The organism is Dehalococcoidia bacterium (assembly GCA_022449765.1).
GTDB lineage: Bacteria > Chloroflexota > Dehalococcoidia > Lucifugimonadales > Australimonadaceae > UBA2963.
On record JAKUPZ010000009.1, the window covers coordinates 19,148 to 33,526 of the forward strand.

Here is a 14,379-nt window from a genome sequence, read left to right on the forward strand (position 1 = left end):
TCAGAGTTAACCAACGGTAGGACCGTACAGCAAAATTTTTCAAAAATGTTAAAAAGTATGTTGCGAAAGTGTTACGTATTTGACTGTAGTTTGTCGTTATTTCGCTAAAGAAAGCTTGTTAGACCTGAGAGTATCGCAGCAATGGCAGATATAAGAACCACAGCAAGTCCAATTTTTCTAAAAATTCTTTGTGAAACACGGCTGTGAAGCCAAATCCCTGTTATCAGCCCTCCAAGGCTTCCGGGGAAGAGTAATCCAGACAAAATAAAGACTTCAGAAGTCAGTACACCACTAATGAAAAAAGCTGGAAATGCAACAATGCTGACTGATTGCAAATAGAAGGTGATATTCGCCCGAAAACGCTGTGGCTCAACATCTTGATTAGTAAAAAATAATATGACAGGAGCTCCGGCTAGTCCCGTAGAACCTATGAGCAAGCCGCTTAATGCTCCAACAGGAATAGAGAGCAGTTTTTCATTTTTTGCTTTCAATTGGAGCCCTGTAAACATTCCGATGGCGGTCAACCCAACGACTACGCCGATGATCGTTTTCAAAACTCCTGCGTTCAAATTAACCAAAAAGTAAGTGCCTAATGGCGTGAAAATTATCCCGGATAGAACAAGCGGCCATATCCTTTTGAGGTCAACTAAAGCGTAAATTTTTATAAGTAGTATTAGTGCTAATAAAAATCCCTGTAGCACAAGTACGGGCACCACCAGAGATGGATCAAAGAGAATTAGCATTATTGGGGCTGCCACAATAACGAACCCAAAACCTGTGGTCCCCTGGATCATTGCAGAGAAAAATACTGCCACCCCTGCAAAAATAATTAAATTTATCTCCGGCATCGATTAAGCATATAGCAAAAATGCCTTATCGACTGTTAACTGTTAAGCTGCTGCTGAATAGGAACCTGATGCTTCGATTTACATCTATCCCCGCGATCTCAAAATATTTCCTCGCATTCCGTAGTGCTGACTTTAGGTGGTTATGGATTGGAGGACTTGGCGGTCATTCTGCATATTGGGGGCTTATTGTTGTTCGAGGGGTACTGGTCTTACAAGTAACGGATTCGCCCAGCATGGTAGGAATAACTACTTTTGCTGCAATGGCTCCTCGGTTCGTTACCCCTCCATTAGCTGGGTATTTTTCTGATCGGTACACGAGACGAACAGTTTTACTGACAGGTTATATAGCTCAAATATTGCATAGTGTGCTTCTCACAAGCTTAGGAGTCTTGGGAGTATTAGGTCCTTGGATAATTGTACTTCTGGCAGTATTTAACGGTGCAGTACGCTCATTTCAAATGACTGCAACGCAATCCCTTATTCCAAATGTAGTACCGAAAGAACATTTACTAAACGCCGTGTCCTTGAACATGATTTCCACTCATGGAAGTAAACTTTTAGGTCCCGGCTTGATGGCTATCCCTCTCATTTTTTGGAGTGCTACATGGGGGTTTGCAATATGTGGACTACTCTATATGGCTGGATTGATTGGAATACTTTGTATAAAAGCACGAACGACAGGCGGCATACAAAAAGGGACAAGCTTTGGCGCTAGTCAAAAAGAAGCAATTATATATATCTACAAAAATAGATCACTCCGCACATTATTTCTATTAATTATGCTCCACTGCTCTTTAACAATGGCCTATGAATCAATACTACCGATATTTGCAAAAGTCGTGCTTGATGATCCTGTTAGCGGCGTCAGTTATCTAATGATGGGCGTAGGGACGGGCTCAGTGCTGTTTGCCTTGTATGTAGCAGGAATGAGTAGTGCTCGACTCCGGGGCAGCATGCTTCTAGTTTTAGGGGCACTAAGTGGCTTATCGCTCTTTGGATTAGCGTTATCAGATAATTTTGCCTCAGCCATTTTCTGTACCGCAATCATGGGAGGTTCGCAGGTAGGTTTCATGGCAATTGCTAATTCAATGGTTCAGACAATAGCTCCTGATGAATTGAGAGGACGGATTACTGGGCTTAATCAAATCAATATAGGTGGAACAATGGCGGTATTAAATCTCTTCAACGGCATTATTGCTGGAGAAATTGGGCCCACATTAGTTCTCGTCACATGGGGGGCATTATTTAGCGCAGTAGTGATTGCTAGTCTGGCTTTCCCCACGCCCCGCGCGCTCTACGCTGGTCGTACTTAGGGTAATTCTAAGAAGGCAAATTTAGAGGAAGAGCTAATACCTGCCTTGGCTTGCCCATGAAGCTCCGTCCACTGGTAGCCAAATTCCACTTATAAATTGTGCTTCGTCAGAATGCAGGAATAGTGCAGCGTAAGCTACATCCCAAGCAGTACCCATTCGATTTCCGAGCGGTACTCGAGCATTTCGAGAGGCTATAACTTGCTCACGTGGAGTACCTGCCGCTACACGTGCTTCAATTGCCATTGGAGTATTCATCAATCCAGGTAGTATTGCATTGACACGAATTGCAGCATCTGCATGTGCCATTGCAAGATTCTGTGTCATAGCAATTATTGCAGTTTTCATTGTTTTGTAACCCAAATAAGGGTAACCCTCCAACACAGCTAACGAGGAAATGTTCACTATTGAACCGCCTCCTTGTTCTCTCATTATCGGAATCACATGCTTACATGCCATCCAATGACTCTTTAAATTAACTGCAAAACTACGGTCAAACGCCTCTTCAGTAAGATCAACAGCAACAGCATCTCCCAGTGCTAAGCTTGCACCGACATTATTGTGAAGAATATCTATCGTTCCATAATTTTTTTTGATGCGATTTACCAGAATCCTTACAGATTCTTCGCTAACAGCATCAACTAATTCAAAAATAGCCTCATTGCCTTCGGCAATTATCATATCGACGGTTTCTTGCCCAGAGATGAGATCCTGATCTGCAACCACCACTTTTGCTCCTTCTCGAGCAAGCAAAATTGCAGTAGCACGGCCATTCCCAATGGTATCCCCTGGGGTTTGGCCAGCCCCAATTACAATCGCAATTTTATTTTCAACGCGTCCTGGCATAGTTCTACCTCCAGCAGCCTCATTTTCTCTTGCGTGTGATTTTATAAATGACTAGGTTAAGTAGTAAAAAACTCAAGTGCCGTTTTATTGAATTCTTCAGCAGACTGCTGAGGAAGCATGTGGCCTATTCCTTCAAATGTCTCTAAGCGGGCTCCGGGAATGCTAGACGCTGTAAGTTTGCCCATTTCGTAATCATTCACTTGATCGTCGGTACCCCAGCAAACCAATGTAGGAGCTTTTATAAGTGGCATTCTGCGCAACGTGTTATACCTTAATCTTGTGTCAGGGTTAGTCATGTGCCTCATGACACCAGCGAATGCCTCTCCATGGCCAGGCAGAGAATTCTTTTTAACAAAAGTTGCTACCAATTCATCAATTTCAACTGTTCCTTCCGGAAATCGATGTATAAATTGTTCTCTAATTTGCACTTCAGTAGGTACATTAAATTCGACCATGCTCTGAAGGGGACGAGTTGATGTACCGCCGCCAGCCACGTTGATCACTTTGTTCACTCTTTCCGGGCTCTCATACGACAATAACGTAACGATCCATCCGCCCATAGAATGACCAATAAAATTAGCCTTCTCAATTCCCATCACATCCAAAAATTCACGAACATGATCTACAAGATAGGCGAATGAAAAATCCTGAAGAAAAATATCGCCAAGGCCCCAATTAAGGCAATCGATGGCATAAACATGTAGGCTCGCAGAAAGAGGGCCAATGTTTCGCACCCACGTTTCACAGCCACTGGTCCAACCTGCGCCGTGGATCAAAACTGTCGGGAACCCAGATCCAGCTTCCCAGTACCGTGTTCTCCCATGACTCATATCTGCGTAATTCTCTACCCAAGTTTTAGGCAAGCTCACAAAATTTTCTCCAAGGAAGGTGTAGGAACTTTGAACAATAGAAAATCATATATGGTGGAGCCGAGGAGGCTCGAACTCCTGACCCCCGCCTTGCAAAGGCGGTGCTCTCCCAACTGAGCTACGGCCCCACACTGTACCCGCTAAGTATAACGAAAATTGCTGAGAATCGTTAGGCCAGAAAAATCTACAGGTTTAAACCTTCTAGTGTCTCTTGCACTACACTAAATCTTTCGAAAGGAGGCATGAAGTACGCTCCTGCGATTTTACCTGAGAGCTCCTGTAATAATTCCTTGCTAATGTCTATACCAATAGATGCAGATTTATCACCTGCCTGCTCTAGGCGCTTTACTATGTCGCTAGGCACGAAAATACCTGGGACCTCGTTGTGCAAGAATAACGCATGGCGGGTATTTCTTAAAGGTAAAACTCCTAAAATCACAGGAACAGGGAATTTGCCCAAAACTGAATAGACTCGATCGAATTGTTCCATCGAATATATAGGCTGGGTCAGTAAGAAATGAGCACCTGCAGCTATTTTTCTCTCTAAAACCTTAAGCTCTCGGTCTATGTCGGGTGCATTGAAATTAAACGCTGCTCCAATGAAAAAAGAAGTAGGGGAGTCTATTTCCCGTCCGTTAGCATCAACACCGTTATTGAATCCGGACATCAAGCGAATAAGCCCTGACGCAGTAACGTCTGATATTGCTGTTGCTTGAGGGTAGTCACCGCTCTGTGGAATATCTCCCATTACAGTGAATACATTGCGAATACCCAGAGCATGAGCACCTAGAAGATCAGAATGTAACGCAAGAAGATTCCTGTGCCTTATGGCAGCATGCATTATTGATTCTATTCCGAGTTTTGATTGAATCAGGCTCCCGGTAGCAAGCGCGCTCATACGCCCTTGTGCGCGGGGGCTATCAGCGACATTTACCGCATCTATGTGACCTGCAATACCGCGCAATTTATCAACAGTGTCGCTTATATCAAACCCTCTTGGTGGTGAAAGTTCTACAGTGACTACAAACTCACCTTTAGCAATCTTTTCTGCAAGTCCTGTAGCGGGCTTGCCTTCATCTTCATGCTTGGAATGCTTTTGGGGTGCTTTCGGTATTTTTGCAAACGTACGCTGAGGTATTACTCCTTTTATTTCGTCTCTTACAGAAGAAATATGCTTAGGCGTAGTACCACAGCATCCTCCAAGGATTGTTGCTCCGCTATATGCAATGTCTTTTAAAACTTCAGCAAAATAAGATGACTCTGCAGTATATTGAAGCTGACCGTCGACGTACGAAGGAAGCCCTGCATTTGGCTGCGCTATTAAAGGGAGATTGGTATTTTGAGCCATTCTTTCAATAACACTTCTAAGTAAATCAGGGCCAATACTACAATTAGCTCCTATAGCAAGTAGGCTGCTTTCATTTAGAGTAGTGGCGATTTCTTCAGGTGTATCCCCAGCAGGAGTCAATCCATCATTATTGAATGTTAGCGTTGCCATCAAAGGAAGGTTGGAGACGGAACGCACTGCATCCAAAGCTAACCTTAGTTGAGTGAGAGAAGTAAATGTCTCAAGTATCAATACGTCTGCGCCTGATTCAGACAGAATTGATGCCTGTTCGGCAAAAACATTATGCGCGGCAGCAGAACCTAAAATTTCCGCGGCAAAAGAATCGACAGCCAATGGTCCCATTGCGGCAGCAACCCAAGCCTGTTGACCATTCAATCGTATAGCCTCACGTGCTAAAGCAACTCCCGTACGATTCAATTCTTCAGTTTGCGATGAAATACCATGACTGGCCAATCGCGATGAATTTGCCCCAAAAGTATTAGTAGCTATTAACTCTGATCCTGCCTGCAAATAGCTACGGTGAATAGCCTTAACAATTTCAGGCCTCTCCAAATTCGCAGCTTCTATAGGCACTCCTGTAATACCTTGGGCGTAAAGTTGCGTACCCATAGCTCCATCAGAGAGTAATGAACCTCTCGATAGTCGTTCGATTAATGATGAATTACCCATATGGAACTTAATTGTACAGTTAAATTGCTGCATAGTGCGTTGCGAGTATTGAATAGAGGGACTATGCTGCTCGGACTTGAGAGTTAAACCCTATGAATGGTCCTGATTTAAGCCTTACCAATTGGCTCCTAGCCAGTTCGCCAGTCGTGATACTTGTAGTAGCGATTTTATGGCGAAATTGGGGAGCACCTAAAGCTGGTGCAGCAGCATGGATACTTGCTGCAGTACTGTCTTATTTTGTTTTTGGCAGCAATACTGATCATGTGGCAATTGCAACCGCTAAAGGGCTCAGTCTTTCTGTATTCGTCCTCACAATTGTTTGGACCTCTGTTTATATGTTCAATCTAGTTGATCGACTAAAAGGAATTAACGTCATAGGCCAAACTATGGCAAGGTTAACCGAAGACAAGCTTATGCAGGCCTTGTTAGTGGGATGGGGATTTTCTAGTTTCATCCAGGGCATAACTGGGTTTGGTGTTCCTGTAGCAGTTTCTGCCCCCCTTTTGATCATGCTCGGCTTTAAACCTGCCAGAGCTGCCGCCATGGCCTTGGTCGGACATGGATGGGCTGTAACTTTTGGTTCAATGGGGTCTTCCTATTACACTATTCAACTCGTTACAGGAATTGAAGGTAGCGTGATAGCACCTCATATGGCGCTGCTATTTGCTCCTATCATAATCTTGAGCGGGTTTCTTGTAGCTCATATTTTTGGAGGATTTTATGCAGTCCGGCGCAGCTTTTTTGTGGTAATAATTGCCGGTAGCGCCATGGCCGTTAGTATGTACTGGCTAGCAAATATAGGCGCGCCTCAAATTGCATCAAGCGTCCCAGCTGTTTTGGGCATGATAATTATTGGGGTACTTTCCAAAACTCCGTTATCTTTGAAATCAGCCGATGATAAAAATATTGAAGCAAAGAAAACGACCTCTCCTGAAGACATGTCCTTCCTTCTCGCATTCATGCCCTATATCCTTCTTATTGGCTTAAGTGTCATCTCCCAAATAACAATCATTAAAGAGGCTGTTACTCACATCCGATGGGGACTTGATTACCCAAGTTTTGCAACATCTTCTGGCTTCATTGTTCCAGCAGTAGAAAGTTACGCGCCTATAAGAATCCTCAATCACCCTGCTCCACTCATCGCATTCTCAGTATTGTTTAGTGCAGCAATTTACCTCGTAGCAGGCAGGTGGCAAAAAGGGGCAGCGTGGCAGTCGTTAAAACTAACTTATAACCAATGCCTGGGAACAACAGTAGGTGTTGCAACCATGGTGATGATGGCTGTGGTTATGGCAGATTCAGGTATGACCGTATTACTTGCAAAAGGCATTGCTAATGTCTCGGGCCCAGTTTTTCCGTTAGTTTCACCATTCATAGGGCTACTAGGCTCATTTATGAGCGGAAGTAACACAAATTCCAATGTAATGTTTGGCTTATTGCAACTTGAAACTGCGAATGCCTTAGGAATCGGCCCTGTTACTATTTCCAGCATTCAGTCGATCGGCGCATCTGTCGGAAGTCCCATGGCTCCTGCCAAAGTTCTTGTAGGAGCAGCTGTAGTCGGATTAGCTGGAAAAGAAAGAGATATATTTAAGATTGTAATACCGTATATATTGGCGTTGGTATTGCTTGCGGGGATTGAAGCCATACTTATCATTGAACTAATGCCAAACTGGGAAAGGTAATATGATCTCTGCGAATTGGAAGAAAAAATTACGTCACTTAGTGCTCGTAGGAACTTTAATCAGCTTTCCTCTTTTATACATGGGACCTGTCACTCTAGAAAGCTCTCTAGTGACAATGGCAGGGCTAGTAGTAGCAACTATTACAGCGATCATAGCCTGGCTAGTATTTTAAGACTGAGTGGTACTAAATGAATTCTAATCAAGAACCCAAGGTATCCGCTCAAAGCCAATTTGGACGCCTAGCGGAATCGTATAAAAACAGTAAAACACACACTCAATCCAATGCTCTTGCATCTGCGGCCTCCTATCTCTCTGGTAGGAGCTACCAAACTGCAGTCGACATCGGTGCAGGCCCTGGCTTTACAGCGTTCGATATTTCCCCGCAATGTGCACGGGTAATTGCGACTGATATCACACCAGAAATGCTCGAACAGGTAAGGACTTTGCGCATAGATAAAGGTGCGCCTGATACAGAAATGATGTTGGTGCAAGCCGAATCTCTACCATACGCTGATGATTCAATAGATTTGATCACATGCAGAACTGCATCACACCACTTTGTAAACGTTAAAGATTGGATGAATGAGGTATCTCGCGTACTTTCCCAGAGTGGAGAGTTAATTGTGATCGATACTATTTCTCCAGTAAATCAAAAAGCGGCCGATTGGATGCATGAGATAGAAATTTGGCGAGATCCTTCACACGTCAAAAATTTTTCACTCGCTGAATGGCAGACCTTAGCTAATTTGGCTGGATTAAAAATTGAAGTAGAAGTAATTTCAGAAGTGCTTTTAGAGTACCCTGATTGGACTCAGCGGGCAGGCATGGACGACGCTGAGGCGGTGAAGCTAGGCCTAGCATTAGAAAATGCACCCCTTGAAGCGAAAGAAGCCTTCAACATAAAAGGGACTCAAGAAAACGGGATTAATTTTTCCTGGCCCGTTATTAATCTTCGAGCAATCAAAATTTAATCGATATTCCTCAAGGATCTTTGTGCGGCTGCAACCCCTGAGCCTGAATTAATTTCAAACCCTTGTGAAGCCAATGCTTCTTCTAAAGCGCTAAGCACCATAAGAACGTTGTTTGCCGTACTATTATGACCCATCATTCCAATCCGCCATACTTTCCCAGCCAAGGGTCCAAGCCCTCCACTAAGCTCAATATTATGATTCTCAAGAAGGAATTTCCTTGCATCCGCTTCATTGACACTATCCGGTGAGCGGACGGTTGTCACACTCGGAAGAGCAATAGATGCGTCTGCAACAATGCTAAGTCCCATTGCGTTCAATCCTGAGCGCAGTGCAGCTGCATTACGTTTATGCCTCAGCCATCGATTTTCTATTCCTTCTTCTGTCACCAAAGTAAGGGCCTCTTGAAGCGCATATATCATCGAAATGGGAGCTGTATGATGATAGGCTCTTCGGTCCCAGTAGCTTCCTAATTCTGTTAAATCAAGGTAAAAGCTTCTGACTTTAGATTTCCTATTGGTTACTACTTCCATTGCGCGAGGACTCATTGTAAAAGGAGCAAGACCTGGAGGTGCTCCGATACATTTCTGTGTACAGCTATAGCAAATATCAATTCCCCATTCATCAACGTGCAATTCGACTCCACCCAAAGAGGTCACCGCATCCACAATTAGCAATGCTCCTGCTTCGTGAGCAATATCGGCTATTTCTTTTATAGGACTAGCTACCCCTGTCGAAGTTTCCGCATGAACTATACCTACTGCTTTAACCTTCCCAGAAGTTGCTAGTGCCTCTTTAACGCGAGCAGGGTCGACAGCTTCTCCAAATTCATGACCTACAAAGACCACGTTAGCTCCATTTCGTTCAGCAATATCTGCGAGCCTTTGGCCAAAATAACCATTTGCTGCCATCACAAATGTGTCACCGGGCTCTATAACGTTAACTATTGCAGCCTCCATTCCGGCGGTCCCAGTCCCTGAAATGGGTATAGTCACAGGATTCTCAGTTCTAAATACATACCGCAGTTTGCTACGGACATCGTCCATAACTCCAAGAAAGTGTGGATCTAAATGGCCTAAAAGAGATGAGCTCATGGCCTGCAACACTCGAGGGTGTACGTTACAAGGTCCCGCCCCTAATAGGAGGCGATTTGGAGGTGATGATAAGCCGATATTTTGTGTCATATTTTACTCACAGTTAGTAGCACAACGTATATTTGGGAATTCAAAGCATTATAACAAGCATAGCGTATCGTTACACTTTTCGTTGCTTTCAAGCATGTACCTAGAGGTAAATCCCATTGTATTAATTTTTATATTTTTTGAACAAAAATTAAAAAATCAACTACTCATAGTAGTAGCAAATGTATTTCGTACTGTCCGTAGTAGTAGCGTCCTCAGCTTATAATCAGTACAACTATAATGGTAATCGCCTGTTGCATCCAACCAAATCGAACATAATAAAAGTCGTTGAATTGCTAACCAAATGCATTGTAAAAGTTTTAAACAATGACTAAATTTTTATATGTCTTGATATTTGGTTGTTCGTAGAAAAGGAGTTCTACCGAATGCAACAGCTAGATGGCATTCATCACACACCTGTGATGCTTAGGCAGGTTGTGAGTGGTCTAAACGTTTGCCCAGGTGGTAAATATGTAGACTGCACGCTTGGCGATGGTGGGCACACTTCCGAAATTTTAGCTAAAAGTTCACCCGCGGGAGCAGTGCTTGGAATCGACGCCGATCCTGAAGCAATTCAACAAACCATGAATCGCTTACACAATTATGGTGATCGAATAGTTGCTGTTAATGCGAATTTTGGAAGCGTTGCTTCATTAGCACACAAGAACGGCTTTATTCCAGTTGACGGAATTTTGTTCGACTTAGGGCTTTCCTCAAGGCAACTTGACTTAGAGGACCGGGGGTTTAGCTTCCGCCGGTCTGCTCCACTCGACATGCGGTTCGGTATTACTGGAACTACCGCATCTGAATTGGTAAATGATCTTAGCGAGCAAAATTTAGCAAACCTGATATATGAATTTGGTGAAGAGCGAAAATCACGCCGAATTGCACGTGCAATAGTTAATTCTAGGCCAATTGAAGACTCCCTTCAGCTTGCAGAAATCGTTGCTAAGGCAGCTGGTTACAAAAAAGGTAGAACTCATCCTGCAACTCGAACATTTCAAGCGCTGAGAATTGTTACGAATAACGAAATCGAAAACCTTCGCTCTGGGCTAGATCAAGCTGTAAGTATTCTCAAAACTGGAGGTAGGTTAGTAACAATTGCTTACCACTCTTTAGAGGATCGGGAAATAAAAAAGTTTTTTGCCCATCAAAACCTCCAGCCTCTAAGCAAAAAAGTTCTGAAGCCCGAGCCTGAAGAAATTTCAAACAACAGGCGCAGCAGAAGCGCACGTATGCGAGTCGCAGAGAGAGTGTAGGCAAAGATTTATGGTAGTGAGCAAAAAAGAAAGAATTTATACGGCTATAGACATCGGGACCACTAAAGTTGCCACTTTGGTGTGCCGCATGGGACCTGGAGGTATCGAAATACTTGCAGCAGGTCATTCCCGTTCAGAAGGCATGCAAAAAGGGCTCGTTGTAGAACCTGACCTCCTCAAGCAAAGCGTTTCCGCGTCTGTAAAAGACGCCGAGTCTTTACTTGGAAAGCGTTTGTCTTCAGCCCATATTGGCGTAACTGGAGCTCATCTATCTTGCGCCAACGCAGAAGGTTCATTTACCAGTAATAGTAAAATTAATCAGCCTAAGTCTTTCACTCTAGACGATGTGGACACGTTACTCAAATCTACTGCAGGGTCTAGCCTACCTGGGCAGCAACTAGTCCAGATCATTCCTAGGTCCTTCGTTGTAGATGGGGTCACAAAAGTACTAGATCCAGTAGGAATCAAGGGCTCTAGGCTCAGTGTAGAATCTCACGTTGTAGTAGGTGATTCTGAGCCACTCGAATCACTTGCAAGGGTTATACGATCCGCAGGTATTGAAATCAAATCAATGGTTTTAGAACACCTGGCTAGCGCTGAGGCAGTATTAACTGCAAACGAAAAGGAAACTGGAGTAATTTTGGTTGATATCGGGGGTGGGACTTCCGATATGGTCGTTTATAAAAACGGTTCAATTTGGTATACGAATGCAATCCCAGTAGCTGGTCAACATTTCACAAGCGATATTGTTACTGGGTTAGGGCTTTTACCTTCAATTGCAGAGTCTACAAAAGTCAATTATGGATCCGCGCTAACTGAAGGTGTCGACAATGAAGCAGCCATCGAGGTTGAAACAGGCTTAGGCGGTCATACCCGCTTCGTTTCACAACTCGCTTTAAACAGACTTATACGAGACAGAGCAACAGAGCTTGCTCGAATGATCATGCATAAACTTGCAGAAACTGGGCTTAAGCATTTACCGCCTGCAGGAATCGTGCTGACTGGAGGGAGTGCAGCACTACCTGGAATTATTGAGATTGTTGCAGAGCAAGGTAAATGCCCTGTCCGATTAGGCGCGCCATCACACGCTTTGGGCCTGCCGGGGGAATTGGAGCATTCAAGTTTTTCGACCGCTATCGGTTTATTACTGTGGACATTAAAACACAAGCATGCAGGTACTTTTGTACCCTCAATAAAAATGTCAGAAAGAGTGACATTGCATGCTAAGCGTCTAGTAGCTCGCTTAGAAATGGAGCAACCAACACAAATAAACGTGTAATCAACTAAAGCAGGTTCTCAGTAGCCGGGGATCCTGCCTAGCGACGTAAGGAATACATAAAGCTTTCTTTCAATAGAAGCGTAAATAAAAGGGGTTGTACTTATGGTAATGGATATATTTGATAGCTCTAGAGATCCACAAATTGGATTGGCACAAGTGAAGGTTATTGGTGTAGGCGGCGGTGGTTCAAATGCCGTCAACCGCATGTACCGTGAACGTGTTGCAGGAGTTGAATACTTAGCGGTCAATACAGATGCACAGCATCTGCTTCGATTAGATATTCCTGTGAAAATTAGAGTAGGAGACAAGCTGACACGCGGATTAGGTGTTGGAGGTGATCCTGAAATTGGGAAAGCTGCAGCCGAAGAATCACGTGAGGAACTCTACGAAGCAGTTCGTGGAGCAGACATGGTTTTCATTGCCTCAGGTATGGGAGGGGGTACAGGTACAGGTGCCGCACCGGTAGTTGCTGAGGTAGCAAGAGAGACCGGGGCTCTTACTATTGGAGTAGTGACCAAGCCATTCGGTTTTGAAGGCAGGAGGCGTGAAAAAAACGCCGATGACGGCTTAAGAAGACTTCAAGAACATGTTGATACATTATTAGTAATTCCCAATGACAAGCTAACTAGCATGTGTGACGAAACTGTAACAGCAGATACAGCGTTTAAAATGGCCGATGAAGTATTGCGCCAAGGCGTCCAATCAATAGCTGAGTTAGTCACTACTCCAGGAGAAATAAACCTGGATTTCGCAGATGTCAAAACTATTATGACCGGTGCAGGCCCAGCATGGATGTCGATAGGTGCAGCTCAAGGCGAAAATCGTGCTATCGAGGCTGCACAGAACGCAATTAATAGCCCAATGCTTGATGTAAGTATAGAAGGAGCGCGGGGAGTCCTATTCAACATTACTGGCGGGACAGATATGACTTTGAAAGAAGTGCAGCAAGCGGCTGATGTAATTTCAAGAGCTGTTGACCCAGAAGCAAATATTATTTTTGGAATGGTAACGGACATGAAGATGGTTGAGGAAGTTAGAGTAACCATCATAGCTACGGGACTACCAACTATAGAATCAGCAAATTTGCCTGACGACGGTATAGCAGAAATTCTTAGAGGTGCTTTCGGAGAGCAAGCAGAGCTTGACCTTCCTCCTTTCCTCAGAGAAAACCGTAACAGCTTGATCAGTTAGATCGATACAGAGTTATAAAAAAAGGCTGCTTTAAAGGCAGCCTTTTTTTATAACCTATTCATATCTCCTCAAACTACCTCTTGACGTGACTATCCCCTTAAGTGATAAATTCCATATGAAATTTGAATGGCTTATCTAGTAGCCGTTGCACTTTAAAATACACTATATTGTAAGTATTAATGAAAACAATTGCCTATATACCATTGGCGGGTGGTCAAAATGCGTTGTCCCAAATGTAATGCACCAGACAGTAGAGTTACAGACTCTAGAGATACAGGTCAAGAAATACGAAGGCGTCGAGAATGTTCAGAGTGTGGAAGCCGATTCACAACTTACGAACGTTTGCAAAGCGCAGCGTTACAGGTAGTCAAGCGCGACGGGAGGCGAGACAGTTTTGATGGCGAGAAATTACTTCGAAGCGTACGCCTTGCCTGTGTCAAACGTCCTTTACCTGGCGGTACTTTAGAAAAATTAGTCGAAGACATTGAAAGCGATCTTCAAGCACTTGGCAAGAATGAAATCCCAGCGTTTGTGATCGGGCAGACAACGCTTGCTCGGCTCAGAGAAATTGACCCTGTTGCATATGTGCGCTACGCAAGTGTCTACAGGGATTTCGATACTTTGGATGGTTTTATCAAAGAAATTCAGCAATACCAAATTAATGATGTCTCAGCTAATACTTCGTCTAGTCAACTTGAACTCATTCCTAATGAATTTGCTATACCTCGAAAGCCAAAAGCGCGTCGAGGTAGAAAACCGAGCATAAACGTTCCGAATGAGAAAGATAGGAACAACGCAAGTACGGATGATACAGAGTAATTATCCGTAGCAATAAATAAAAATAATCCTCCGATATTCGGAGTCCCGGACACTCATCTCCCCTGAGATGTCCATCGTACCCTCCTCCGCAGGCCCCTTCCGAAGCG

At 43.9% G+C, this 14,379-nt stretch carries 13 protein-coding genes and 1 tRNA gene; 8 read left to right on the forward strand and 6 right to left on the reverse strand.

The features are described from left to right. Positions 1-104: 104 nt before the first annotated feature. The gene (locus MK127_05280; protein MCH2532205.1) at positions 105-848 is read right to left on the reverse strand and encodes a sulfite exporter TauE/SafE family protein; all 744 of its coding nucleotides are present in this window, start codon (positions 846-848) and stop codon (positions 105-107) included. 68 nt (positions 849-916) lie between these two features. Here MK127_05280 and MK127_05285 point away from each other — a divergent pair, with 68 nt between their 5' ends. Next, a complete protein-coding gene (locus tag MK127_05285) occupies positions 917-2,161 on the forward strand; it encodes an MFS transporter (protein ID MCH2532206.1) in 1,245 nt (414 codons plus the stop codon). 33 nt (positions 2,162-2,194) lie between these two features. On the opposite strand, the gene MK127_05290 is transcribed toward MK127_05285, so the two are convergent. The 4 genes from MK127_05290 to MK127_05305 all read right to left on the reverse strand — a co-directional run bounded on the left by MK127_05290 (position 2,195) and on the right by MK127_05305 (position 5,890). Further along, positions 2,195-3,004, reverse strand: a complete 810-nt coding sequence (locus tag MK127_05290) for an SDR family oxidoreductase (protein MCH2532207.1) — start codon at positions 3,002-3,004, stop codon at positions 2,195-2,197. A 56-nt stretch (positions 3,005-3,060) separates the two neighbouring features. Next, positions 3,061-3,867 carry an alpha/beta hydrolase gene (locus MK127_05295; GenBank protein MCH2532208.1) on the reverse strand — a complete coding sequence of 269 codons (807 nt, stop codon included), beginning with the start codon at positions 3,865-3,867 and terminating at the stop codon, positions 3,061-3,063. A 58-nt stretch (positions 3,868-3,925) separates the two neighbouring features. Next, positions 3,926-4,001, reverse strand: a tRNA-Ala gene (locus tag MK127_05300). 56 nt (positions 4,002-4,057) lie between these two features. Next, positions 4,058-5,890, reverse strand: coding sequence for a bifunctional homocysteine S-methyltransferase/methylenetetrahydrofolate reductase (locus tag MK127_05305; GenBank protein ID MCH2532209.1), 1,833 nt, complete (start codon positions 5,888-5,890; stop codon positions 4,058-4,060). Between the two features lie 92 nt (positions 5,891-5,982). On the opposite strand from MK127_05305, the gene MK127_05310 reads away from it, so the two are divergent. Genes MK127_05310 through MK127_05320 form a run of 3 tightly spaced genes read left to right on the forward strand, consistent with a single transcriptional unit; the run spans position 5,983 to position 8,546 of the window. Continuing rightward, entirely contained in the window at positions 5,983-7,575 is a 1,593-nt protein-coding gene (locus MK127_05310; GenBank protein ID MCH2532210.1) for an L-lactate permease, read from the forward strand. 1 nt (position 7,576) lies between these two features. Further along, positions 7,577-7,747, forward strand: coding sequence for a hypothetical protein (locus MK127_05315; GenBank protein MCH2532211.1), 171 nt, complete (start codon positions 7,577-7,579; stop codon positions 7,745-7,747). 16 nt (positions 7,748-7,763) lie between these two features. Continuing rightward, positions 7,764-8,546 (forward strand): class I SAM-dependent methyltransferase, encoded by a 783-nt coding sequence (locus MK127_05320; protein MCH2532212.1) that lies wholly within the window; start codon positions 7,764-7,766, stop codon positions 8,544-8,546. On the opposite strand, the gene MK127_05325 is transcribed toward MK127_05320, so the two are convergent. Further along, entirely contained in the window at positions 8,543-9,727 is a 1,185-nt protein-coding gene (locus MK127_05325; GenBank protein MCH2532213.1) for an alanine--glyoxylate aminotransferase family protein, read from the reverse strand. The two genes, MK127_05320 and MK127_05325, sit on opposite strands and share 4 nt — an antisense overlap. A 383-nt stretch (positions 9,728-10,110) precedes the next feature. On the opposite strand from MK127_05325, the gene rsmH reads away from it, so the two are divergent. The 4 genes from rsmH to nrdR all read left to right on the forward strand — a co-directional run bounded on the left by rsmH (position 10,111) and on the right by nrdR (position 14,272). Further along, positions 10,111-10,983, forward strand: a complete 873-nt coding sequence (gene rsmH / locus MK127_05330; GenBank protein MCH2532214.1) for a 16S rRNA (cytosine(1402)-N(4))-methyltransferase RsmH — start codon at positions 10,111-10,113, stop codon at positions 10,981-10,983. Between the two features lie 10 nt (positions 10,984-10,993). Continuing rightward, positions 10,994-12,262: a cell division protein FtsA gene (gene ftsA, locus MK127_05335; GenBank protein ID MCH2532215.1), complete on the forward strand. Its 1,269-nt coding sequence runs from the start codon at positions 10,994-10,996 to the stop codon at positions 12,260-12,262. Between the two features lie 108 nt (positions 12,263-12,370). Beyond that, positions 12,371-13,453, forward strand: a complete 1,083-nt coding sequence (gene ftsZ, locus MK127_05340; GenBank protein ID MCH2532216.1) for a cell division protein FtsZ — start codon at positions 12,371-12,373, stop codon at positions 13,451-13,453. Between the two features lie 219 nt (positions 13,454-13,672). After that, positions 13,673-14,272, forward strand: a complete 600-nt coding sequence (nrdR, locus tag MK127_05345) for a transcriptional regulator NrdR (protein ID MCH2532217.1) — start codon at positions 13,673-13,675, stop codon at positions 14,270-14,272. Positions 14,273-14,379 lie beyond the last annotated feature (107 nt).

Coding starts and splice junctions, on each gene's coding strand:
- MK127_05280 (MCH2532205.1), bottom strand. CDS start 848: ATGCCGGAGATAAATTTAATTATTTTTGCAGGGGTGGCAGTATTTTTC.
- MK127_05285 (MCH2532206.1), top strand. CDS start 917: ATGCTTCGATTTACATCTATCCCCGCGATCTCAAAATATTTCCTCGCA.
- MK127_05290 (MCH2532207.1), bottom strand. CDS start 3,004: ATGCCAGGACGCGTTGAAAATAAAATTGCGATTGTAATTGGGGCTGGC.
- MK127_05305 (MCH2532209.1), bottom strand. CDS start 5,890: ATGGGTAATTCATCATTAATCGAACGACTATCGAGAGGTTCATTACTC.
- MK127_05310 (MCH2532210.1), top strand. CDS start 5,983: ATGAATGGTCCTGATTTAAGCCTTACCAATTGGCTCCTAGCCAGTTCG.
- MK127_05315 (MCH2532211.1), top strand. CDS start 7,577: ATGATCTCTGCGAATTGGAAGAAAAAATTACGTCACTTAGTGCTCGTA.
- MK127_05320 (MCH2532212.1), top strand. CDS start 7,764: ATGAATTCTAATCAAGAACCCAAGGTATCCGCTCAAAGCCAATTTGGA.
- MK127_05325 (MCH2532213.1), bottom strand. CDS start 9,727: ATGACACAAAATATCGGCTTATCATCACCTCCAAATCGCCTCCTATTA.
- rsmH (MCH2532214.1), top strand. CDS start 10,111: ATGCAACAGCTAGATGGCATTCATCACACACCTGTGATGCTTAGGCAG.
- ftsA (MCH2532215.1), top strand. CDS start 10,994: ATGGTAGTGAGCAAAAAAGAAAGAATTTATACGGCTATAGACATCGGG.
- ftsZ (MCH2532216.1), top strand. CDS start 12,371: ATGGATATATTTGATAGCTCTAGAGATCCACAAATTGGATTGGCACAA.
- nrdR (MCH2532217.1), top strand. CDS start 13,673: ATGCGTTGTCCCAAATGTAATGCACCAGACAGTAGAGTTACAGACTCT.